General features: G+C 67.9%; 16 protein-coding genes. 4 read left to right on the top strand and 12 right to left on the bottom strand.

The annotated features are described in order from the left end of the window. Positions 1 to 71: 71 nt before the first annotated feature. The 7 genes from ACW17W_RS06815 to ACW17W_RS06785 form a co-directional block, all read right to left on the bottom strand. Entirely contained in the window at positions 72 to 902 is an 831-nt protein-coding gene (locus tag ACW17W_RS06815) for a carbohydrate ABC transporter permease (protein WP_492079999.1), read from the bottom strand. Further along, positions 899 to 1,807 carry a carbohydrate ABC transporter permease gene (locus ACW17W_RS06810; RefSeq protein WP_492079998.1) on the bottom strand — a complete coding sequence of 303 codons (909 nt, stop codon included), beginning with the start codon at positions 1,805 to 1,807 and terminating at the stop codon, positions 899 to 901. The genes ACW17W_RS06815 and ACW17W_RS06810 overlap by 4 nt, the downstream gene beginning before the upstream one ends. Then, on the bottom strand, positions 1,804 to 3,075 hold the full coding sequence (locus ACW17W_RS06805; protein ID WP_492079997.1) for an extracellular solute-binding protein: 1,272 nt from the start codon (positions 3,073 to 3,075) through the stop codon (positions 1,804 to 1,806). The genes ACW17W_RS06810 and ACW17W_RS06805 overlap by 4 nt, the downstream gene beginning before the upstream one ends. Next, complete coding sequence (locus tag ACW17W_RS06800) at positions 3,072 to 4,544, bottom strand: glucoamylase family protein (protein WP_492079996.1); 1,473 nt, start codon at positions 4,542 to 4,544, stop codon at positions 3,072 to 3,074. The genes ACW17W_RS06805 and ACW17W_RS06800 overlap by 4 nt, the downstream gene beginning before the upstream one ends. Positions 4,545 to 4,634: 90 nt before the next feature. Beyond that, positions 4,635 to 7,652 (bottom strand): TonB-dependent receptor, encoded by a 3,018-nt coding sequence (locus ACW17W_RS06795; RefSeq protein ID WP_492079995.1) that lies wholly within the window; start codon positions 7,650 to 7,652, stop codon positions 4,635 to 4,637. A 12-nt stretch (positions 7,653 to 7,664) separates the two neighbouring features. Beyond that, complete coding sequence (locus ACW17W_RS06790; RefSeq protein ID WP_492079994.1) at positions 7,665 to 8,726, bottom strand: LacI family DNA-binding transcriptional regulator; 1,062 nt, start codon at positions 8,724 to 8,726, stop codon at positions 7,665 to 7,667. A gap of 226 nt (positions 8,727 to 8,952) precedes the next feature. Next, positions 8,953 to 10,497 carry a carboxylesterase/lipase family protein gene (locus ACW17W_RS06785; protein ID WP_492079993.1) on the bottom strand — a complete coding sequence of 515 codons (1,545 nt, stop codon included), beginning with the start codon at positions 10,495 to 10,497 and terminating at the stop codon, positions 8,953 to 8,955. Between the two features lie 29 nt (positions 10,498 to 10,526). Between ACW17W_RS06785 and ACW17W_RS06780 the strand changes: the two genes are divergently transcribed. Both ACW17W_RS06780 and ACW17W_RS06775 read left to right on the top strand, forming a co-directional pair. Then, entirely contained in the window at positions 10,527 to 12,182 is a 1,656-nt protein-coding gene (locus ACW17W_RS06780; RefSeq protein ID WP_492079992.1) for an HWE histidine kinase domain-containing protein, read from the top strand. Between the two features lies 1 nt (position 12,183). After that, positions 12,184 to 12,549 (top strand): response regulator, encoded by a 366-nt coding sequence (locus ACW17W_RS06775; RefSeq protein WP_492080280.1) that lies wholly within the window; start codon positions 12,184 to 12,186, stop codon positions 12,547 to 12,549. Between the two features lie 6 nt (positions 12,550 to 12,555). Here ACW17W_RS06775 and ACW17W_RS06770 read toward each other — a convergent pair whose 3' ends face one another. The 5 genes from ACW17W_RS06770 to ACW17W_RS06750 all read right to left on the bottom strand — a co-directional run bounded on the left by ACW17W_RS06770 (position 12,556) and on the right by ACW17W_RS06750 (position 17,759). Beyond that, positions 12,556 to 14,154, bottom strand: coding sequence for a phytoene desaturase family protein (locus ACW17W_RS06770; RefSeq protein ID WP_492079991.1), 1,599 nt, complete (start codon positions 14,152 to 14,154; stop codon positions 12,556 to 12,558). Positions 14,155 to 14,215: 61 nt separating this feature from the next. Beyond that, positions 14,216 to 14,383 carry a hypothetical protein gene (locus tag ACW17W_RS06765; RefSeq protein WP_492079990.1) on the bottom strand — a complete coding sequence of 56 codons (168 nt, stop codon included), beginning with the start codon at positions 14,381 to 14,383 and terminating at the stop codon, positions 14,216 to 14,218. A 48-nt stretch (positions 14,384 to 14,431) separates the two neighbouring features. Beyond that, positions 14,432 to 15,652 (bottom strand): imidazolonepropionase, encoded by a 1,221-nt coding sequence (hutI, locus tag ACW17W_RS06760; protein ID WP_492079989.1) that lies wholly within the window; start codon positions 15,650 to 15,652, stop codon positions 14,432 to 14,434. After that, positions 15,649 to 16,368, bottom strand: coding sequence for a histidine utilization transcriptional repressor HutC (gene hutC / locus ACW17W_RS06755; protein ID WP_492079988.1), 720 nt, complete (start codon positions 16,366 to 16,368; stop codon positions 15,649 to 15,651). Before hutC ends, hutI begins: the two co-directional genes overlap by 4 nt. Beyond that, complete coding sequence (locus ACW17W_RS06750; RefSeq protein ID WP_492079987.1) at positions 16,365 to 17,759, bottom strand: formimidoylglutamate deiminase; 1,395 nt, start codon at positions 17,757 to 17,759, stop codon at positions 16,365 to 16,367. Before ACW17W_RS06750 ends, hutC begins: the two co-directional genes overlap by 4 nt. A gap of 52 nt (positions 17,760 to 17,811) precedes the next feature. On the opposite strand from ACW17W_RS06750, the gene hutG reads away from it, so the two are divergent. Continuing rightward, positions 17,812 to 18,681, top strand: a complete 870-nt coding sequence (gene hutG / locus ACW17W_RS06745) for an N-formylglutamate deformylase (RefSeq protein WP_492079986.1) — start codon at positions 17,812 to 17,814, stop codon at positions 18,679 to 18,681. Next, positions 18,678 to 20,345, top strand: a complete 1,668-nt coding sequence (gene hutU, locus ACW17W_RS06740; RefSeq protein ID WP_492079985.1) for a urocanate hydratase — start codon at positions 18,678 to 18,680, stop codon at positions 20,343 to 20,345. The genes hutG and hutU overlap by 4 nt, the downstream gene beginning before the upstream one ends. The last annotated feature ends 55 nt before the right edge of the window (positions 20,346 to 20,400 follow it).

Genomic DNA, 20,400 nt, shown 5'->3' with positions numbered 1-20,400 from the left:
GCATCCGTATCGGCTCGCATGTTCCGCCGATCCTCGGGTCAAGCCCGAGGATGACGAACGCCTTGAGGGATCTACCCCTTCACGCTCCCCGCCAGCATGCCGCGGATGTAGAACCGCTGCAGGGCGAGGAACAGGATCAGCACCGGGGCCACCGTGATAACGGCGCCCGCCATCATCAGCTCGATATCCTGCACATGCTCGCGCGACAGGGCCGCCAGAGCCACCGGCAGGGTGTAGTTGCTCTGGTCCGTCAGGATAATCAACGGCCAGAGGAAGTCGTTCCAGCTGCCCAGGAAGACGAACAGGGCCAGGGTCACCAGAATGGGCGTCAGGGTCGGCAGGACCACCCGACGGAAGATCTGGCCCTCGCTCGCGCCGTCGATCCGCGCGGCCTCCAGCATCTCGTCGGGGATCGACAGGGCGTACTGCCGCACCAGAAAGATGCCGAAGATCGAGGCCAGCCAGGGCACCAGCGCCCCGGGCCAGGTATTCACCAGCCCGACCGACTTCAGCATCAGGAACAGAGGCAGGGTCCCGATCTGGGCCGGAATCACCAGGGCCCCGATCAACAGCTGGAACACCCGGTCCCGCCCCTTGAAGCTCAGCTTGGCGAAGGCATAGCCGGCCGGGACGGTGAACAGCAGGGCCAGCACCGTCGCCAGCGTCGCCAGCCCCAGACTGTTCAGCATGTACCGCCCCATGCCCTGGCTGACGAACAGGTCGCGATAGTGCTCCAGCGTCCAGACCCTGGGCAGCAGCGGCGGCGGGAAATTGGCCGCCTCCCCCGTCGCCATGAAGCTGACCGACAGCATCCAGACCAGCGGGAAGACCACGATCAGGCCCAGGGCCGCGACCGCGAGGTTCAGCAGGACGACGCGGATTTTAAGCGGCGAACCCCTCATGTGTGCGCTCCGCCGAGACGACGCGACACCCACAGCTGCACCAAGGTGACGGCGAAGATGCACAGGAACAGGATGAAGGCCACAGCCGAGGCGGACCCCAGGTTCCACCATTTGAAGCCCTCTTCATACATGAAGTAGAGCACCGTCACCGTCGACTGGGCCGGTCCGCCCTGGGTCATCACATAGGGTTCGGCGAACAGCTGGAAGAAGCTGGCCACCGAGATGATCGACACCAGCAACAGGGTCGGGGCGATGGCCGGCAGGGTGACGTTGGTGAACTGTTTCCATGGCCCGGCGCCGTCGATGCGCGCGGCCTCATACAGGTCGTCCGGCACGGTCTGCAGGACCGCCAGGAAGATCAGCATATTGTAGCCGAAGATCTTCCACACCACGAACATCAGGATGGCCGGGACCGAGGTCGAGGGCTGGCCCAGCCAGTCCACGGGCGGAATGCCGAACGCCCCGATGGCCCAGTTGATGACGCCGTACCGGGTGTGCAGCAGATAGTTCCATAGCACGGCCGTGGCCACCAGGGTGGTCACGAACGGGGCGAAGAACACCACCCGCCAGACCGGCCGCCACTTCACCGTCCGGGCGTTCAGGATGACGGCGGCGCCCAGGGACGCGGCGATGGACAGGGGCACGCCCAGAACCGCGAACCACAGGGTGTTCTTCATCGCCCCCCAGAACAGCGGATTGGTCAGAAGCCGCTCATAGTTCTGCAAGCCGACGAACCTCAGGTTCTTCAGATCGGCCAGGGCATAGATGTCGAAATCGGTCAGGCTGAGGAACAGGGCCGAGACGACCGGAATCACAAAGAAGACGGCGATGGCGATCAGGGCCGGGGCGACGAACCCCCAGGCCGCGCGTTCGCGGGCGGCGGCGGTTCCGGTGTTGCGCCTCATACGCCCCTCCCCTGATCCAGCATCCAGCGGCGCTTTTCCAGAATGCGGTCGACGCGGCGATCGATCTCGCGGCCGGCGGCCTCGGTCGTGTATTCGCCCCGCACCATCCGTTCGGCCACGATCTGCATCTCGGCCGAGACCCGTTCCCACTCGGGCGCCTTGGGCAGGGCCTTCGCGCGGCTGAGCTGGCCCTTGAAGGCGGCGATATAGGGGTCTGACGCCACGGCGGGCGCGGCCCAGGCCGAGGGTCGCGACGGCAGGTCGCCGGTCAGGACGTTGAACCGCGCCTGCACGGCCGGATCCGACAGATAGCGAATCAGCTTCCAGGCCGCTTCGGGGTTGCGGCTCGATTTGAACACCGCCAGCGCCGACCCGCCCGGCGCCGAGGCCCCTGGTCCGTTCGGCCCGGGCACGCCCGCCGTGGTCCAGTGCGGCTGGATCGCCGGATCCAGCCGGGTCTTCATGTCGCCGATCGTCCAGGGACCGGAGAAATAGTAGCTGAAATAGCCGCGTCCGAACTCGGTCCAGACGTTCGAGATCTGGGTCGAGGACGCCAGCGGGGCCAGCCCTTCGTCGAACAGGCTCCTGTAGAAGGCCAGGGCCGCCACGAACGACGGGCTGGAGAAATTGCCCCGGCTGTCGTTGTCGCGCAGCAGCGGCTCGTCGCCCTGGAGGCCGAAGGTCAGCAGCTGTTCGAACTCATTGACCGGCAACAGGATGGCGTAGTTCCCCGACCCCGCCGCCCGCTTGATCGCATGCATCGACCGCTTCCACTCGGCCCAGGTCGTCGGCATGGCGTCATAGCCGGCGCGGGCCATGATGTCGGTGCGGCAGAAGATCAGCCGGGTGTCGACATACCAGGGCGTGGCCATCGGGACCCCGCCGATGGTGGCCGTATCCAGCACGGCCGGGAACTGGTCGGTCAACAGGTCGGCGGCCTGGCGCGGCGTCGGCGACAGGGCGCCGATGGCCGTCAGCTCTGAAATCCAGGTCGCCCCCACCTGGCTGACGTCGGGCAGGGAGTCGCCGGCATAGGCGGTCAGCAGCTTCTGGTGGGCCGAGCTCCACGGCTGGGGCTGGACCACGACGCGGATGCCGGTCTGAGCCTCGAACTCGGGCAGGATTTCGGGAACCGCCGCCCCCTCATTGCCCATGGCCCAGAACTGCAGGGCCGGTCGGCCGTCGCGCGGGGCGCAGCCGCTCAAGGCCGCCGCCCCCCCTGCGATCAGGCCCAGCGCGGTCCTGCGATCCGGGCCGGGTCCCGTCATGCGTCCAGCCAGCCGCCGGTAAAGCCCGCGCGTTGCAGACCACGCTTCAGGTTCGGCTCGCCATGCATGGTGCGCCACAACAGGCCCGAGCGGTGGTTCTCGGTCATGATGACGATCGGCCCCTGATCGATGCCCAGATAGTCGCCGTCGACCCAGCCCACGCCGGGCGCGATCCGGCCGTGCAGCAGCGGACCCTCGCGCTCGGTCAGGGTCGGGTTGAACGAGTCGAGGAAGCCATACTCCGTGTACAGAGCATTACCCCCGAACGCCTTCATCGCCTTGACGCAGGGCACGACGATCTCGGGGGCAAAGGCGATCGAGGCCGCCGCCGCCGTGGGCGCGATTGTGCCGTCGTCCCGGTCGCCCGGGCCGCGCGCCGAATAGGAGAAGAACTCCCGCTCGCGCCCGTCGATGACCTGTTTGAAGTCGCCCGGCCCGTCGCAGGCCGTCAACCCCCACATCGCGGCCGAATAGCCGGCCCAGCCGCCCGGATTGTCGTGAGCGTATTTCTGCTGGGCATAGACGGCGCGGCGGCTGTTTTCGAAATAGTCCAGGGTCTGGTCGGTCATGGCCGACTTGCCGCGCATCCAGGCGTCCTGGATGCCGCGGAAATCGACGAACATATGGCTGTACTGGTGGCCGAAGATCGGCGCGAACTGCAGATGCCAGTCGCCCCAGCGGTCGGTCCAGCTCTGCTCATAGGCATAGACCCACTCGTCCCAGACGCCGTTCGAAACCGGATGCGTCGGGCTGCCGATGGCCAGCAGCAGGACCAGCATGCCCTCGTTGTAGATCCACCAGTCGTGCGGAATATGGCCCGTCTCCGGGTGCCAGCCCATCGAGATGCGGTTGCTGCGCACGACGGCCCAGTCCCATTCGACCCGTTCGTACAGGGTCTGGGCGATCTGCCGGATCTCGACCTCTTCGGCATGACGGCCGTCGAAGAACTGCGCCGAGAACAGCATGCCGCCCAGCAACAGGGCCGTGTCGACGGTCGACAGCTCGGTCCGGCCATAGCGGTGGCCGGTCTCCATATCGAGGAAGTGGTAGAAAAATCCCTTGTGGCCGCCCACGCCCGTCGCCTCGGGCCCCTGCGGCAGGGCCGCGAAGAAGCGCAGGGTGATCAGGGTCCGCTCGCGCGCCTCGGCCCTCGTCATCCAGCCCCGCTCGACCCCGACCGGCCAGCAGCCCAGGGCGAAGCCGACGGCGGCGACGGAGGCGAAGGATTTCGACGGCCAGCGATCGGGCGTCAGCCCGGTCCGCCGGTCGGTGACCTTGACGAACCAGTCAAAGGTCCGGCGCTGAAGTTCGTCGATCTCGGGGTCCAGTCGATTGATCCCTGTCCTTCGGCCCGAACCGCGCTGCCCCCGGGACGTCCGGGCCAGGGAGGCCTGGGCAAGCACCGGAGACGCTGCCCCGGCGACCACACCGGCCAGGGTCGAGCCCAACAGAAAGCGGCGACGATCCATGGACGAACCTCTTAAAGCCAAACCGGTCATACTCAAAAAAGAAAGGCCGCTCCCCGGGATCGGGGAGCGGCCAGGTCTCAGGGGATCAGATCAGAACGCGTAGCGCAGACCGACCTGGAAGCTGCGGGTCGGCAGGAACTGCGAGGTCGGAAGACCGAAGGTGCCGTTCAGGGCCGCGGCCGGGGTGCCGTTGTTGACCCGGTAGGTCTGGTTGAAGCCGTTGTAGTTGCGGAAGTTGAAGATGTTGATCGCGTCGATCGTCATCTCGACCCGTTGCCCGGCCCAGGTGTCGAACGACTTGGCGAGGCGCAGGTCGACCTGACGGAAGGCGAAGGCGTTGGGCAGGATGAAGCTGTACTTCTTGGGATAGTAGGCGAACCAGTCCGGCTTGGCGCCGTTGCCGGGGTTGAAGGCGGTGAACGGACGCCCCGATCCCAGGGTGATGATCGACGACAGACGGAAGTCCCACGGCAGCTGCACCGTACCCGAGGCCACGATGCGGTGTTTCTCGACGCCCGGGGTGTTGAAGAATGGCGTGGAGGCGATGTTCGGATAGTCGAAGTCGAAGGCCGCCAGCCCCTGGTCGCGGCTGCCGTTCTGTTCCGCCTCGGCCAGGGTGTAGGCGATGTTGTAGCCATAGCCGGAGTCGCTGGTGAACGGCTTGTCGATGGTCACATACATCGCCTTGTATTCGCGCTCGCGGTCATGGTCCGAATAGAAGACGCTGTCGTTGAAGGCGAAGGGCTGGCTGGTCGCCGGATTGGTGAACTGCGACGGACGCACGGTGATCGCGTTCGAGCTGTTGACGTTGAGGCGGTACCAGCCGAACTCGTTCTCGGTCTTGGAGTAGGTCAGGGTGACGGCCGTCTGGATGTCGCCGAACTTCTGACGAACGCCGAAGTTGAACTGGTCCGTGTGGGGGACCGGGGCGTCATTCTTGACGAGGAAGATCTCCCCGCGGCCCTGGGTTCCGGCCAGCAGGGTGTCGAGGCCCGCCGCCGTGGCATAGACGGGGTTCCAGGCGACCGTATTGGTCTGACCGCCATAGGCGCCGCCGGACGGCGAGAAGAAGATCGTCTTGGACAGGTTGAACGGCGAGAAGCGCTCGGAGAACGAGAAGTTGAACCCGATCCGGTCGTAGTAGCGGCCTGCGCCGCCGAACACGACCGTCTTCTCGTCGCCGAACACGTCATAGCTGAAGCCGATCCGCGGCTGGAACGCACCCGTAAAGGCCTCCCGGTCGCCGTCGGAGACGTAGTCCGCGATATTGACGGGCGAGGTGAAGGCCGCGCTGCCCTGGAAGGCGGCGAGGACATTGCGAACCACCTGGGGCGTCGAATAGTCGTTGTTGACGGCGTTGTCCTCGTAGTCCCAGCGGATGCCGAGGTTCAGCTCCAGCCGGTCACTGACCTGCCAGTCGTCCTGCAGGTACAGGCCGATGGTGTTGTTATCGACGTCGGCGGCATCGGTCGGCAGGTTCAGCGTCACCCGGGTCGGGATGGTGCTGGAGTTCAGGACCTCCGGCCGGCCAGTGATGTCATAGTCGAACTGCGGGTTCCGGTTGAACATCTTGGCGACGTAGTAGTTCCGCATCGAGTAACGGGCGCCGACCTTGATCGTATGGCGGCCCATCCATTCGACCTCGTTGAAAGTCAGGTCGTTACGCAGGGTGACGGACTCGTCGCGGATGTCCTGGTTGTTGTTGCCGCCGCCCAGATTGATGACGGTCGCCTCGACGTTGTTGTACGAGAAGTCGAAGGCCGGGGTTGCGGCCACGTTGTCGCGGTAGACGACATAGCGCTGGCCCGGCTGGTCGAAGTTGACGGCGCGCGGGTTATAGTTCGAGCGGAAGAAATCGATCGAGAAGTCGTTGACGAAGAACGAGCCCTGATACTGGTGCTTCAGCACAACGCTGGTGGTGTCGAGATTGACGCCATTGGCGCGCGTCGCCGCGTTCTGGCCGCCGAAGTCACGGATATCCTGTTCGGTGCGATAGGTCGCCGACAGGTCGACCCGGTTCTCCTCGTTCGGCTGCCAGGACAGCTTGCCGAAGAACAGATCCTGCTCGAAGGGCGCCTCGAAGGTGCCGATCTGATCCTGGAAGCGCGAGGTGTATTCGGTGCGGTTCAGGAAGACCGAGTTGGAGCGGGTCTCATCCTTGCGCTCATACGAACCGAAGAAATGCAGCCGGTCCTGGATGATCGGGCCGCCGATCGATCCGCCGTATTGCAGACGATCCAGACGCGTCGGCGCCTGGCCGCGACGCTTGGCGAAGACGTTCTGGGCGATCCAGTCGGTGTCCTGGTACTGGACATACAGGTCGCCATGGAATTCGTTGGTGCCGGAGCGGGTCACCGAGGTGATGATGGCCGACGAGGCCTGCTCATACTCGGCCTTGAAGTTCTGCGTCAGGACGCGGAATTCCTGGATGGCGGCCTGCGGGAAGGGGTTGCCCCGGCTGTCGTCCTGACCGGCGATGCCGCCGTCCAGAATGTTGGACTTCTGGCTCTGGCCGTCGATGAACACGTTGATGGCGTTGGCCGACTGGGCGCCGGCCGAGATGGTGCGTTCCGCCGGATCCTCCTGCACCACCACGCCGGGCGCGAGGGCGGCGAAGTTCAGGAAGTTGCGGCTGATCTGCGGCAGGTCGTTGATCTGCCGCTGTGTGACGTTGGTCGCGACTTCCGACGTGCGGACCTCGACCAGACGACGTCCGGTGACAACGACGTCGGCCACGGAAACGGCGTCGTCGGACACGGAGGCCGTGGCGGCGCCCGGCTCCAGGTTCAACGTGGCCGTCTGGCCGAGGCCGAGGTTGACGACCTCGCTATCGGTCTGGCCGCCGGCCGTGGTGACCTCGATCCGGTAGGTGCCGGGGCGCAGGCCGGGCAGGACATAGCCGCCATCGGCAGCCACGCGGGCGCGGGACACAAAGCCGGTGGACACTTCGGTCGCCGTCACGGTGGCGCCGGATGTCGAGGCGGCGCTCGTCACCGTGCCGCGCAGGGTCGAGGTCGAGGATTGAGCCGAAGCGGCGCCGGCGGTTGCCAGCAAGGTCGCCATGGCGAGCGCGGAGACCGCGCCGAGGGTGCGAATACGGGTTTTCATCCTGAAGGTTCCTTAGGTTTTCCCAAGTGTGATTCCGCCGGTCAGGATGTGTCCTGAAACGGTCGGGGGTGAGAGATCAGGGGCCGGCTGGGTAGAGCCCCTGACGATGAGAGTGGGACGCACGGTCTCGTGGACGGCCTCGCTCGGCTCGGCGTCCTTGCCGCGGATCAGACCGACCAGCCGGTCCAGCGCCCGCCGCCCGATGCCGACGATGTCGACGCGCAGGGTGGTGAGGGCGGGTCTGACAAGCGAGGCGATCGGCACATCGTCGAAACCGACGACCGCGACATCCTCGGGACAGCGCAGGCCGTGCTCCTGCAGCGCCAGAAGGGCGCCGATGGCCATGGTGTCATTGGCGACAAACAGGGCGTCAGGCCGATCCGGGCCCGCGATCAGGCCGCTCATCGCCTGATGGCCGGACGTCTGGGTGAAGTCGCCGTCGACGACCCACGGGGCAAGGCCGACCCCGGCGACCGCCTCGGCATAGCCCGCCAGACGCGCCTCGGCCTCCAGGTTGCCGGCCGGTCCCGAAATATGGGCGATGCGCCGACGTCCGGTCTCGTACAGATGCTGGACCGCCGCCATGGCGCCGCCGCGATTATCCACGGCGATCGAGGCCAGATCGCCGACCGCGCCCCCGTTCATCAGGATCACCGGCAGCCGGCCGGCCGTCGCCGACAGGCCGAAATCGTCCAGATGCGGCGACAGGACGATCAGCCCGTCGACCCGGCCCCGCATGGAGCGGATCGCGGCCGAGGCCTCGTCGGCGTCGCCATGCGAGCTGGACACGATCAGATGCAGGCCGTGGGCCCGGGCCGCCAGATCCATGCCCCGGATCATTTCGGAAAAGAACTCGCCGAACAGGTCCGGCAGAATGACCCCGACCGTATCGGTACGGCTGGTCGACAGGCTGCGCGCGCCGCTGTGCGGCACATAGCCGAGGGTCGCAATCGATTCGAGAATGCGCTGACGGGTGGTCTCGGTCACCGGGCCGGCGCCGTTCAGCACACGCGAGACCGTGGCGACGGACACCGAGGCGTGTGACGCGACATCGCGAATGGTGGCGGCCTTCATGACCGCCTTCCCGCCGTCGGATGGTGATGGCTGTGAGAGCCCAATAGACGTCAACCCCTGTCGTACCGCCGTCCCGGCCCCCTTGGCGAAGGTCCGTCAGCGCCGAATGTAATCGGTTACCTGTAAGCGGTTACATGCCACAGCACCGGGGGGCCCCGCAAGGGCCTCAGTTCAGCCACAACCGCAACAGGCGGGTAATAGTCAGGGCCCGGATGAGGCGGGCTGCTCAGTCCGTCGGGACGGCGACGGCGTACAGCGCCTCGATCAGGTTCAACCGCTCCGCGAACGGAACCGGCTTGACCGCCGGTCCGTCATTGCCGAATTCCAGCAGCTGATCCGGCGCTGCGGCCATGTCCGGCCAGGCCGGCCGCCCGCCGCCATTGGGGTCGCCCGTCCGCGCAAAACCGGTCCAGTAGCCCGCCATCAGGTCCGCCGCCCTCTGATCCCTCTCTTCGGTCGGCCATGACGACTGCGTCAGATTGTCGAACACATAGGGCCGCTCGGAGGCGTGGGTCGCCCCGGTGTGGGGTTCGGGCATGGCGGCGGAAACGACGTCAAACCGGTAGAGCCATGTCGGATGGCCGGCCGCCGCATGCAGGCGCGCGAGATGGCGCGCCGGCTCATTGAAGACGATGTCGCTGACCAGATGGGCGTCATAGCCCGCCTGACCGCCATAGGCCTGGACCAGGGCCGCCCGGCTCTCGTCCGACATCCGGTCATCAAGCGCGCCATAGGGCGTCGGATCCGAAGGCTTCATCCACCAGAATTCGGCGCTGTTGGTGCCGATAATCAGGGGGACCGGCGCCTGACTCCCCGCCGCAAAAACGGCCTCCACGTCGCGCGTCAGCACCTGGCCGTCATTCAGAATCAGGTCGCCGCCAAAGAAGTTCGGCGCGGGGCTCAACAGCTGCTCTGCGGGAATCGCCCTCAGGGCGTCAGCGGTCGGGGCCACCCCCCGGGCCCCGGCCCAGGCCGCACCGCGCGCCTGGCTGGAGGGGAAGCTGTCCGTGCCGGTCGACGGCGCCGCCCCCTTCTGGCGCCCCAGACCCGACTGGATGACGGCCCGGGCGAACAGCCCTCGCGCCGCGGGGGCGATCATCAACTGGCTGACGGCCACCCCACCGGCCGATTCGCCGAAGATCGTCACCTGATGCGGATCCCCGCCAAAGGCCGCGACATGATCGCGCACCCACTCCAGGGCGGCGATCATATCCATGACGCCATAGTTGCCGCCCGCCTCACCGGCCGGCCGTTCCGCCGTCAGGGCCGGATGGTCGAAAAAGCCCAGCCGGCCGAGCCGGTAGTTGATCGTCACCACCACCGCGCCGCGCCGCGCCAGGGCGGAACCGTCATACAAATCCGCTGTGCCGGAGCCGTTGTTGTAGCCTCCGCCGTGGATCCACACCATCACCGGCAGGGCGCCGTCCCTTGCCTCCGGCGCCCAGACATTCAGGGTCAGACAGTCCTCGCTCATCGGCAGGGGTCCGACGCCCGGATCGCCATTGGCGGGCGGCTGGATGCAGATCGCCCCGACGTGGCCCGCATCGCGCGGCCCGCGCCAGCCGGGAGCCGGTTGCGGCGGACGCCAGCGCAGCGCCCCGACGGGCGGACGCGCATAGGCCACGCCCTTGAAACTGGCGACGCCGGCGGCGGAGCGCCCCACCAGCACCCCCTCGCCGATCCGGGCCGTGGGCGGGTCCGCCGGCGCCGGCGGCTGGACGGTGGACTGGGTCATGATCAGGGCGGCGCCGAGAAGAGAAACGAATGACATGGGCTCAACCTAGGCAATGCGTCCGGAAGATGAAATCGCTGGATGCGGTCAGGCGTGTGGATCACGGCCCCGTACATCCGAAAATTCGGATCAAGGCGTTGAACCGGTTCGTTTCAGGTGCGTTCGAGACGGGTACGGCGGGGGAAAAATTGAAGGATCTGGTGATTTCGGGCGACTTGGCGGTCGATCTTGCGGCCGTGTTCGACGCGTCGCCGAATCCCTATGTCCTGCTCACTCCGGATCTGACCATCGCCGGCGTCAATGAAGCCTATCTCGCGGTGACGTCCAGCCGCCGGGCCGAGATCATCGGCCAGCCGATCTTCGGCGCCTTTACCGGCGGGAGCGGCGAGGACGCGCCGGAGAACGTGCGCCAGGTGCGCGCCTCGATCGAGCGGGCCATCCGGACCCGCAGTCCCGAGCATCTGGCTCTCGTCAACTTCGCCATGGCGCGGCCCCAGGCCGACGGCTCGACCGCATTCGAGGAGAGGATGTGGAGCGCCACCCATACGCCGATCCTCGATCGCGACGGCGCGGTGACCTATGTGCTTCAACACACCACGGACATCACGGAACTGGAGCAACTGCGTCGCATCCGGGCCGAGGCCAGCGGACCGCGTACGGCCCTGGACGTCATCGTCGGCGGCGATGTGTTGCGCCGCGCCCAGCAGGTGCAGAAGGCCAATCTGAAGCTTGAGGCCGAGCGCAATCGTCTGATCGAGATGTTCATGCAGGCGCCCGGCTTCGTCGCCGTCCTTACCGGGCCGGAACATGTCTTCCAGATGCACAACCCCGCCTATTCCCAGTTGATCGGTCATCGGGACATCGCGGGCAAGCGCGTCCTGGACGCCCTGCCCGAGGTGGCGAGCCAGGGCTATGTCGACCTTCTGGACCACGTCTACCAGACCGGAGAGGCCTTCGAGGGTCGTCAGAGCCGCCTGCAGCTTCAGCGCGTTCCCGGCGCCTCCCTCGAGAACGTCTATCTGAACTTCATCTATCAGCCGATCCGTGACGAGGACGGACGTGTCCTCGGCATCTTCGTCCAGGGGCACGACGTGACCAATGACGTCATCGCCACCGAGCGCCAGAAGCTGATGATCGATGAGCTCAACCACCGGGTGAAGAACACCCTCGCCACGGTCCAGTCCATCGCCATGCAGACCGCCCGGTCGCATCAGGACACGCACAGCTTCGCCCGGAGCTTTCAGGCCCGGTTGATGGCCTTGTCACACACCCACGACCTTCTGACGCGAAGTCACTGGGAGGGCGCAGACCTCCGCGACGTCCTGTGCCACGAGACCGAGGCCCACGGCGCCCACCGCGTCAGCATGGACGGGCCTGCCGTGGCGCTCAGCCCGGCGTCGGCCCTGTCGCTGGGCATGATCTTCCACGAACTGGCCACCAACGCCGCCAAATACGGCGCCCTGTCGACAGTGGACGGTCGTGTGAAGGTTGAATGGACCGTCAGGGATCAGCGTGACCGGACGGTTGATCTGACCTGGTGCGAGGTTGGAGGACCGCCGACGACGCCGCCGGTCCGACGCGGCTTCGGGGCCCGTCTGATCGAGCGCAATATCCGCCACGATCTGGCGGGAACGATTGAACTCGACTACGCAACCACCGGACTCATTGTGAAAATGTCCTTCTCACTGGACAGAAGTTCGCTCGACGGGGGCAGGTTTGACTGAAGTGTTGAAGGGGAGCCGTATTCTGGTGGTCGAGGATGAATCCCTCGTCGCCATGCTGCTTGAGACCATTCTGGATGATATGGGCTGCGAAACCGTCGGCCCGATCTCGACCGTTGCCGAAGCGTTGGACCTGATCGCGAGCGGAGAACCGCTGCACGGCGCCCTGCTGGACGTCAATGTGGCGGGGATTGAGGTGTTTCCGGCCGCCGCAGCGCTGGAAGCCCGTGGCGTGCCCCTGATCTTCTCGACGGGCTATGGGGAAGGCGGTCTTCCGGACGAATGGAAGGGACGGATCACCCTTCAGAAGCCCTTCACCGAGGCGGCTGTCGAGGACGCCCTGATCCGGGCGCTGCGCCCCGCAGGCTGAGTCCGCTCACCGGGGCGCACGCTTGCGACCGAGGTCTTTCAGCACCGACCGGGCGGCGTTGCGGCCCGGCGCCCCGGTGACGCCGCCGCCGGGGTGGGCCCCTGATCCGCACAGATACAGACCCGGAACCGGCATCCGGTAGTCGGCATGACCCGGGACCGGCCGCGCGCTGAACAGCTGGTCCAGCGTCAGCCGTCCGTGGAAGATATCGCCGCCGATCAGGCCGAAGCGCCGCTCCAGATCACGCGGCCCCAGCGCCAGTCGCCCGAGGACCGAGGCCTTGAACCCCGGGGCATGGCGGTCGACCGTCTCGATCATCACGTCCGCCACGGCGTCGCGGTGTTCATCGGCCAGATCCGGCGCGACATGCTGGCAGAACAGGCTCGCGACATGCTGACCCGGGGGCGCCAGACTGTCGTCGAGGGTGGAGGGGATGAGCATTTCCACGATCGGCTCGCGCGACCAGCCGTGCAGCCGCGCCTCGGCATGGGCCCGGTCCATATAGGCCAGGGTGGGGGCGATGATGATGCCGGCGGTGTGGTGATCGCCGGGCGCCGGCAGGGCGGTGAACCTCGGAAGTTCGCTCAGCGCCACATTCATGCGGAAGGTGCCCGACCCCGAGGCGTAGCGGCCCATCCGTTCGGTGAAGTCGGCCGGCACGACCGCCGGATCGACCAGCCGGTCGAACAGCAGGCGGGGATGCAGGTTGGAGATCACCGCCCGGCCCCGGACGACGTCGCCCGCCTCTGTCACTGCCCCGACGGCCCGGCCCTTCTCGGTCAAGACCTGAGCGACCGGCGTTTCCAGCCGGATATCGACGCCCTGTTCAACGCAGGCCGCCGCCATCGCCCGGGTGATCGCGCCCATCCCGCCGATGGCGTGACCCCAGACGCCCTTCCTGCCGTTCACCTCGCCGAAGACGTGGTGCAGCAGAACATAGGCCGTGCCCGGCGTATAGGGGCTGGCATAGGCGCCCACGACGCCGTCGAAGCCGAACAGCGCCTTGATCGGATCGCTTTCGAACCAGCCGTCCAGCCAGTCGCCCGCCGATTTGGCGAACAGGTCCAGCACATCGCGCCGGCCGGTCAGGTCCAGTCGCCCGATGCGGCGCGCCACCGAGGCCGAACGCAGCAGTTCCGGTACGGCCTCCCGCCACCCCCCGTCCGTCAGGTTGGGCGGGGTCTCCAGCACCAGGGCCCGCAGCACATCGGCCACGGCCTCCAGCCGTCGTTCGTATTCGGGCAGGCGTTCCGCATCGCGTGCGGAGAATTTCGCGACCTCTGCGGCCGTCCGCCCCTCCCCCGCCGCCAGATAGCGGCCGTCCGGCAGGGGCAGGAAATTCGACATCCGCCGCTCGACGACGCGCAGGCCGTGACGCGCCAGCTGCATGTCGGCGATGACCGTCGGGTTCAGCAGGCTGACGGTATAGCTGGCGGTGGAGTTGCGGAATCCGGGATGAAATTCCTCGGTCACGGCCGCCCCGCCGACCACGCCGCGCCGCTCCAGCACGGTGACCTTCAGCCCTGTTCGCGCCAGATAGAAGGCGCAAACCAGTCCGTTGTGACCGCCGCCCAGGATGACGACATCGGTGTTGCTGATCGCCATGCCGTCCCCGCGTTCGCCCGGCTGTGACGGGCACGGCTGGCGCCGCGCCCAACCGGGCATGTCAGTCCCGCCGCTGATTCGCCGCCTGATAGTCCCGGACCGCGTCTGCAATGGTCACGGCGACAAGCGAGGTCTGGGCGACGAACAGGGCGACCAGAACGGCGATCAGCCGCCGTTCCGCTCGGTCGCCCCGTCGACCCGGGTCAGACTTGAAACGCGTATCGGACATGGCTCGGCCTCTGGCTACAGCCTAGTCCGATTCGCCCAGCCAACCATTTCAGCCCGCCTCGCCGGCGACGTACCGTCGGTGCAGCAGCGGGGCGCCCAGCCAGTAGCAGAGCTCCGCAGGTCGACGGATATCCCACACCGCCAGATCGGCCGCCTTGCCCGCCGAGATCAGGCCGACGGTCCCTGAAAGACCCAGGGCCCGGGCGGCATGGCGCGTCGCTCCGGCCAGGGCTTCCTCAGGCGTAAGCCGGAATTGCACACAGGCGAGAGTAAGCGCCGCCGTCATGGAGGCCAGCGGCGAGGTGCCGGGGTTGCAGTCGGTCGCCACCGCCATCGCCACGCCATGCGCCCGCAGCAGGCCCACCGGAGGCGGCGTCGTCTCCCGCAGCATCAGATAGGCCCCGGGCAGCAGGACCGCCACGACTCCCGCCCCCGCCATGGCCCTGACCCCCGCCTCGCTCGTGTGTTCGATATGGTCGGCCGACAGGGCGCCGTAGCGCGCCGCCAGAGCCGCCCCGCCCCCGTCCGAAAGCTGGTCCGCATGCAGCTTGACCGGCAGGCCCAGCGACTTCGCCTTGTCGAACAGGCGCGCTGCCTCCTCGACCGAAAAGGCGATGGGCTCGCAATAGGCGTCAACGGCGTCCACCAGACCTTCGGCATGGGCCGTCGGCAGGATGGCGTCGATGGCCAGGTCGACATAGGCGGTGCGATCGGCCTCGCTCCCGCGAAACTCGGGCGGCACGGCGTGCAGTCCCAGATAGGAGGTCCGCACCCGCACCCCGGCCTCCCGGCCCAGCCGCCGCGCCACGCGCAGCATCTTCAGCTCGCTGTCGAGATCGAGGCCGTAGCCCGACTTGATCTCCACCGTGGTGACCCCGGTCGCCTTCAGCCCCTCCAGCCGCATCAGGGCCGAGGCATGGAGCTCGTCCTCCGACGCCGCCCGGGTCGCCGTCACCGACGAGACGATGCCGCCGCCCGCTCGCGCGATCTCCTCATAGGTCGCGCCGTTCAGCCTCTGCTCGAACTCGCCCGACCGGTCGCCGCCGAACACGAGGTGGGTGTGGCAGTCGATCAGTCCGGGCGTGACCCAGCGGCCATCCAGACGATCGGTCTCGCGGGCCTCTGTGGTCGGCAAGTCCGCGCGGGGCCCGACCCAGTCGATCCGGCCGTCAGTGATCAGGATCGCCGCATCCTCGACGGCGCCATAGGCCGCGCCGCCGGCCTCCATCGTCGCGACATGGCAGTCGAGCAGCAGCCGGTCCGCCGTCATCGCCCCTCCCCCCGCGACGGCGAGAACCGCGCCACCAGATCGTAACGGTCGCCGGGAAACAGCAGCGAGACCCGGGTCACCGGCCGACCATCCCGCCAGGTCTGCCGCTCGACCGACAAACAGGGCGCTCCGGGCTTGAGCCGCAGATCCCGCGCGTCCGGCGCGTCGCAGGCGACAGCGCTGATCCGATGCTCGGCCTCGGTCCAGGGGGCGACCTCAAGCAGCCATCCACCCGGCGGCTGGGTCTCGAAATCCGCCGCCCCGGCTTGCGGCGTGACGGCCAGCGAAATGATCCGGCGCTCCAGCGCCAGCGGCGAGGCGTCGGCGCTGTGCAGGCATTTCAGGTCGATCAGCGGCTGGCCCGACGCCAGCTCGTATTCCTCGTCGCTGGCGGGCTGGCGCACCCGGCGCGCCAGCAGCGCATAGCCATAGGCCTGTCCCCGCGCCTCGACCTCGGCCTTCAGGTCGGGGATGGCCAGCACGGCCGACTGGGCGCGCGGCTGGGCGACGAAGGTCCCGGCCCGTCGGCGGCGGGTCACCAGACCCCGCTCGGCCAGTTCCGAGATCGCCTTGTTCACCGTCATCCGCGAACAGTCGTAGCGGAGGGTCAGTTCATGTTCGAACGGGATGCGCTCCCCCGGCGCCCAGTCGCCGGACAGGATGCGCGCCTCCAGATCGGCGTAGATCCGCCGGTGCAGGGTGAAGGGGGCGTTCATGCGGCCAGAACCGTCGCCAGCGCCCGCCGGAACCGCATCTCCAGCGCCTCGCGCGCCACATGGCGACCGTCCGCCACGACCCGGCGCCCCCGTCGCCAGACCGAGCGCAGCGCCGACCGGTCGCCGCCGAAGATCCAGCTGTCCAGCACCGCATCCCCGCTGCGCCCCACAAAGCCGATCCGGTCCGTGTCCAGGGCCAGGATATCGGCCGGCGCGCCGACCTCGATCCCGCCCGCCGCCACGCCGCACGCCTGGGCCCCGCCCGCGAGCGCCCGGTCGAACAGGGCGCGGCCAGTGGAGCGGTCCGCGTCCGCCATGACGGCGCGGCCCCTCAGGGCCAGGCGCTGGCTGTATTCGAGCATCCGCAGTTCCTCGGACAGGCCGATCTGGACATTGGAATCCGTGCCTATGCCGAACCGTCCGCCCGCCTCGGCATAGGCGGCGGCCGGAAACACGCCATCGCCCAGATTGGCCTCGGTCACCGGACACAGGCCGACGACCGCGCCGCGATCGACAACGCCCCGCCATTCGGCCTCCGTCACATGGGTCGCATGGATCAGGCACCAGCGCGGATCGACCGGCGCATGGTCCAGCAGCCATTCAACCGGCCGCGCCCCGGACCAGGCCAGACAGTCCTCGACCTCCTTCGTCTGTTCGGCGACGTGGATATGCACCGGCCCGCCGCGGGCCAGACCGGGCATGGCCGCCAGTTCGTCCGGCGTCACGGCGCGCAGACTGTGCGGGGCGACCCCGACGACGGCGTCCGGCAGGGCGGCCGTCAGCCCCCTGGCCCGCTCCACCAGACCGGCGAACCGGTCCAGATCGGTGACGAACCGACGCTGGCCATGGGTCGGCTCGGCGCCGCCGAACGTCGCATGGGCATAGAAGACCGGCATCAGGGTCAGGCCGATCCCCGTCGCCTCTGCCGCCGCTGTGACCCGCGCCGACAGCTCGGCAGGGTCGGCGTAACTGCGGCCATTCGGGTCATTGTGCAGATAGTGGAACTCGGCGATCCGGGTGAAGCCGCCCTCCAGCATCTCCATGAAGGCGTATGCGGTGATCGCCTCGATCTCCTCCGGCCCGCCGCGATCCAGAAACTGGTACATCAGGGCGCGCCAGGACCAGAAGTCGTCGCGTTCGCCGCCCGCGCCCCCGGGACCGCGCCCCTCGGTCAGCCCCGCCATGGCCCGCTGAAACGCATGGCTGTGGACATCGGCGATCCCCGGCAGGGCCGCTCCGTGATCGACCTCATGCGCCGCGCGCACCGCCCCCGACTCGACGCCGGCAATACAGCCGTCCGCCAGCGTCAGCCTGACCGACCGGGCCCAGCCCGACGGCAGCAGGGCCTGATCGAACCACAGCTTCCGGGTCTCGGAGGGCGAAGGCGGCACTGGACAATCCCACAGGGTTGCGATCAATATGTCTATACATACCAGAGGCGATTTGACCACAGTCGATCAGGACGGCGAGGAGGCGGACATGGCGGATCAGGACTGGCTCACCGTCCGCGAGGGCCGGGCGCCGCTGGTGATCGGCCTGCCCCATACCGGAACCGACATCCCCGACGACATCGCCGCCACGATGGTCTCGCTGTGGCGGTCGCGCAAGGACGCCGACTGGTGGGTGGACCGGCTGTATGCCTTCGCCGAAGATCTGGACGCCACCCTTGTGCGCACCGGAATCAGCCGCAGCGTCATCGACGTCAACCGCGACCCGTCCGGCGCCTCCCTCTATCCGGGCATGACCACCACCGGCCTGTGTCCCACCGAGACCTTTGACGGCGAGCCCCTGTACCGGCCGGGTCAGGCGCCGGATCAGGCCGAAATCGACCGCCGCCGCGCCCTGTTCTTCGATCCCTATCATGCCGCCCTGGGGCGCCAGCTGGACCGGCTGGGCGCGACCGGGCCGGTCGTCCTCTATGACGCCCATTCGATCCGCTCGGTCGTGCCGCGCCTGTTCGAGGGCGAACTGCCGCAGTTCAACATCGGCGACAACGACGGCCGGACCTGCGATCCGGCCCTGACCACGAGGGTCGAGGCGGCCTGCGCCGTCACCGGCCTCAGCCATGTCGTCAACGGCCGCTTCAAGGGCGGCTGGACCACCCGCGCCTACGGACAGCCCTCGCTGGGCCGACATGCGATCCAGATGGAGCTCGCCGATCGCGGCTACATGCTCGACCCGTCCGGCCCCCTGGATGAGGCAAGTTGGCCCTCGCCCTGGGACGCCGGATACGCCGCCGAAATGCAAGCCCATCTGGGCGACGTCCTGACCGCCTGCCTCGACTTCGCCCACGCCCAGCGGACCGCCCCATGACCGAGACGACCCCCAACACCCGCGTCATCCGCAGCCCCCGCGGTCTCGAGATGACGGCGAAGAACTGGGCTGCCGAGGCCGCCCTGCGGATGCTGATGAACAACCTCGATCCCGAGGTGGCCGAACGGCCCGAGGATCTCGTCGTCTACGGCGGCATCGGCAAGGCCGCGCGCGACTGGCCGTCGTTCGACCGCATCGTCCACGAACTGCGCAATCTCGAATCCGACCAGACCCTGCTGGTGCAGTCCGGCAAGCCCGTCGGCGTCTTCCGCACCCACGCCGACGCCCCGCGCGTCCTGATCGCCAACTCCAACCTGGTGCCCAAATGGGCGACCTGGGCGCATTTCAACGCGCTCGATCGCAAGGGTCTGATGATGTACGGCCAGATGACGGCCGGCTCGTGGATCTACATCGGCACCCAGGGCATCGTTCAGGGGACGTACGAGACCTTCATGGAGGCCGGGCGCCAGCACTATGGCGGCGACTGGTCGGGCCGCTGGATTCTGACCGCCGGCCTCGGCGGCATGGGCGGGGCCCAGCCGCTGGCCGCCACCATGGCCGGCGCCTCCTGCCTCGCCGTCGAATGCCAGCGCAGCCGGATCGAGATGCGCCTGAAGACTCGCTACCTCGACGTCATGGCCGAGACGCTGGATGAGGCTTTGGCGCTTCTGGACAAGGCGAAGTCGGACGGAAAAGCCATATCCGTGGGCCTGTTGGGCAATGCAGCGGATGTTCTGCCTGAACTGGTCCGGCGCGGCGTGCGCCCCGATCTGGTCACCGACCAGACCAGCGCCCACGACCTCGTCAACGGCTATCTGCCGCAAGGCTGGACCGTCGCCGAATGGGAGGACAAACGCGTCTCCGACCCCGCCGCCGTCGAGGCCGCGGCCCGCGCCTCCTGCGCCGTCCATGTGCAGGCCATGCTGGACTTCCAGTCCGCTGGCGTCGCCGTCGTCGACTACGGCAACAACATCCGCCAGGTCGCCTTCGACGCGGGCGTGAAGAACGCCTTCGACTTCCCCGGCTTTGTCCCCGCCTATATCCGCCCCCTGTTCTGCCGCGGCATCGGCCCCTTCCGCTGGGCCGCCCTGACCGGCGATCCGAAGGACATCCGCAAGACCGACGCGGCGATGAAGACCCTGTTCCCGGACAACGCCGGCCTGCACCGCTGGCTCGACATGGCTGGCGAGCGGATCGCCTTCCAGGGCCTGCCCGCCCGCATCTGCTGGATCGGCCTCGGCGACCGCCATCGCGCCGGCCTGATGTTCAACGCGATGGTGGCGTCCGGAGAATTGTCCGGCCCCATCGTCATCGGCCGCGACCACCTCGACTCCGGCTCGGTCGCGAGCCCCAACCGCGAGACGGAATCCATGATGGACGGCTCGGACGCCGTCTCCGACTGGCCGCTGCTGAACGCCCTGTTGAACACGGCTTCAGGGGCCAGCTGGGTGTCGCTTCACCATGGCGGCGGGGTCGGCATGGGCTACAGCCAGCACTCCGGAGTGGTCATCGTCGCCGACGGCACGCCCGAGGCGGCGAAACGGCTGGAACGGGTGCTGTGGAACGATCCCGCCACCGGCGTCATGCGCCACGCTGACGCGGGGTATGAGATCGCGAAGGAGGCCGCGCGCGAACACGGGCTCAACCTGCCGGGCATCACGTGACCCTCTCCCGGCGGGAGAGGGAGACCGCGCACGGCGTCCCGGACTTGATCCGGGG

The organism is Brevundimonas sp. FV1ye29L (assembly GCF_058681095.1).
The sequence above is the reverse complement of the archived record's forward strand: the minus strand, read 5'-3'. Positions and strand labels throughout refer to the sequence as shown.